This is a genomic window from Arthrobacter sp. 3Tela_A (assembly GCF_049311025.1).
Lineage (GTDB): Bacteria > Actinomycetota > Actinomycetes > Actinomycetales > Micrococcaceae > Arthrobacter_B.
In genome coordinates this window covers 1-2,867 of the sequence record NZ_JAXIOM010000107.1, presented here as the reverse complement: position 1 = coordinate 2,867, position 2,867 = coordinate 1, and the positions used below count along the sequence as shown (strand labels likewise).

Annotated in this window: 1 rRNA gene; it reads right to left on the bottom strand. The window is 54.9% G+C overall.

Features of this window, described 5'->3' with window-relative positions:
• Positions 1-2,594, bottom strand: a 23S ribosomal RNA gene (locus TVC13_RS17930); the annotation flags it as partial.
• Positions 2,595-2,867: the final 273 nt, after the last annotated feature.

Genomic DNA, 2,867 nt, shown 5'->3' with positions numbered 1-2,867 from the left:
GAGATGTCTCTCTCACAGTCAAGCTCCCTTGTGCACTTACACTCGACACCTGATTGCCAACCAGGCTGAGGGAACCTTTGGGCGCCTCCGTTACTCTTTAGGAGGCAACCGCCCCAGTTAAACTACCCATCAGGCACTGTCCCTGACCCGGATTACGGGCCGAAGTTAGATATCCAGTATGACCAGAGTGGTATTTCAACGATGACTCCACCCGAACTGGCGTCCGGGTCTCACAGTCTCCCACCTATCCTACACAAGCCACACCGAACACCAATACCAAACTATAGTAAAGGTCTCGGGGTCTTTCCGTCCTGCTGCGCGTAACGAGCATCTTTACTCGTACTGCAATTTCGCCGAGTTTATGGTTGAGACAGCGGGGAAGTCGTTACTCCATTCGTGCAGGTCGGAACTTACCCGACAAGGAATTTCGCTACCTTAGGATGGTTATAGTTACCACCGCCGTTTACTGGGGCTTAAATTCCCAGCTTCGCCCGTAAGGGCTAACCGGTCCTCTTAACCTTCCAGCACCGGGCAGGAGTCAGTCCGTATACATCGTCTTGCGACTTCGCACGGACCTGTGTTTTTAGTAAACAGTCGCTTCCCCCTGGTCTCTGCGGCCCACACCCGCTCCGGAAAGCAAGTTTCCATCACGGGGCAGGCCCCCCTTCTCCCGAAGTTACGGGGGCATTTTGCCGAGTTCCTTAACCATAATTCTCTCGATCGCCTTGGTATTCTCTACCTGATCACCTGTGTCGGTTTGGGGTACGGGCGGCTAAAACCTCGCGCCGATGCTTTTCTAGGCAGCATAGGATCACCGGATTCCCCCGTTCGGGGGTCCCATCAGATCTCAGGTGCGTCATCAAAGACACAGTGACGGATTTGCCTATCACTGACCCTACATCCTTAGACCAGGACAACCATCGCCCGGCCCGGCTACCTTCCTGCGTCACACCTGTTAATACGCTTACCTCCCGGGATACGGTCCCGCGCTCCACCAAAACCCGGAACACCACAAGGGTGCACGGGCAGGTTTCGGGCGGTTAGTTTCCCCCGTTCAGTATGGGCGGTTTTTCGCCGGTACGGGAATATCAACCCGTTGTCCATCGACTACGCCTGTCGGCCTCGCCTTAGGTCCCGACTTACCCAGGGCAGATTAGCTTGACCCTGGAACCCTTGATCATTCGGCGGACGGGTTTCTCACCCGTCTTTCGCTACTCATGCCTGCATTCTCACTCGTGTAGGCTCCACCACTGGTTTACACCGCAGCTTCACTGCCCACACGACGCTCCCCTACCCATCCAGACGGCTGAACCACGAAGGCTTACCAAAAATCTGAATGCCACAACTTCGGCGGTGTACTTGAGCCCCGCTACATTGTCGGCGCGGAATCACTTGACCAGTGAGCTATTACGCACTCTTTCAAGGATGGCTGCTTCTAAGCCAACCTCCTGGTTGTCTGGGCAACTCCACATCCTTTCCCACTTAGCACACGCTTAGGGGCCTTAGTTGGTGGTCTGGGCTGTTTCCCTCTCGACTATGAAGCTTATCCCCCACAGTCTCACTGCTGCGCTCTCACTTACCGGCATTCGGAGTTTGGCTGACGTCAGTAACCTTGTAGGGCCCATCGGCCATCCAGTAGCTCTACCTCCGGCAAGAAACACGCAACGCTGCACCTAAATGCATTTCGGGGAGAACCAGCTATCACGGAGTTTGATTGGCCTTTCACCCCTACCCACAGCTCATCCCCTCCATTTTCAACTGAAGTGGGTTCGGTCCTCCACGACGTCTTACCGTCGCTTCAACCTGGCCATGGGTAGATCACTCCGCTTCGGGTCTAGATCACGCCACTCACTCGCCCTGTTCAGACTCGCTTTCGCTACGGCTTCCCCACACGGGTTAACCTCGCGACGTAACACTAACTCGCAGGCTCATTCTTCAAAAGGCACGCTGTCACAGCAATCAGAGCTGCTCCAACGGTTTGTAGGCACACGGTTTCAGGTACTATTTCACTCCCCTCCCGGGGTACTTTTCACCTTTCCCTCACGGTACTTGTCCGCTATCGGTCATCAGGGAGTATTTAGGCTTACCAGGTGGTCCTGGCAGATTCGCACGGGATTTCTCGGGCCCCGTGCTACTTGGGATCCTCTCCAAGCGGCAGCATACATTCCGGTTACGGGGCTAACACCCTCTACGGCCTGGCTTTCAAACCAGTTCACCTATGCACCTGCACTCACTTCACCAGTCCGGCAGAACTGATACGGAAAGTCCCGCAACCCCAGTGATGCAACGCCCGCCGGCTATCACACACCACTGGTTTAGCCTCTTCCGCGTTCGCTCGCCACTACTAACGGAATCACTGTTGTTTTCTCTTCCTGCGGGTACTGAGATGTTTCACTTCCCCGCGTTCCCTCCACGCACCCTATGTGTTCAGATGCGGGTCACCCGGTCACTCGCGCGCCGGGCGGGGTTTCCCCATTCGGACATCCTGGGATCAACGCTCGGTTATCAACTCCCCCAGGCTTATCGCAGATTCCTACGTCCTTCTTCGGCTCCTGATGCCAAGGCATCCACCGTGTGCCCTTAAAAACTTGACCACAAAGATCAACAATTAATATCGCTATCGAGAAAACCATGGAAAACCAGTACAAGACCGGTCACCAGGTTTATCTGAAATTGCACTTAATAATTTTTAAGATGCTCGCGTCCACTATGTAGTTCTCAAACAACAACCCCGTCACACCCATCCACCAGACCAGGCACCCCGCAAAGGGGAACCACCAGCCGGCCTCCGGCATGCGCAGGAAAAACCAGAAACAACAGATCCTGTTGCCTCAGGACCCAACAGTGTGCCAAACGATTACCCCCGG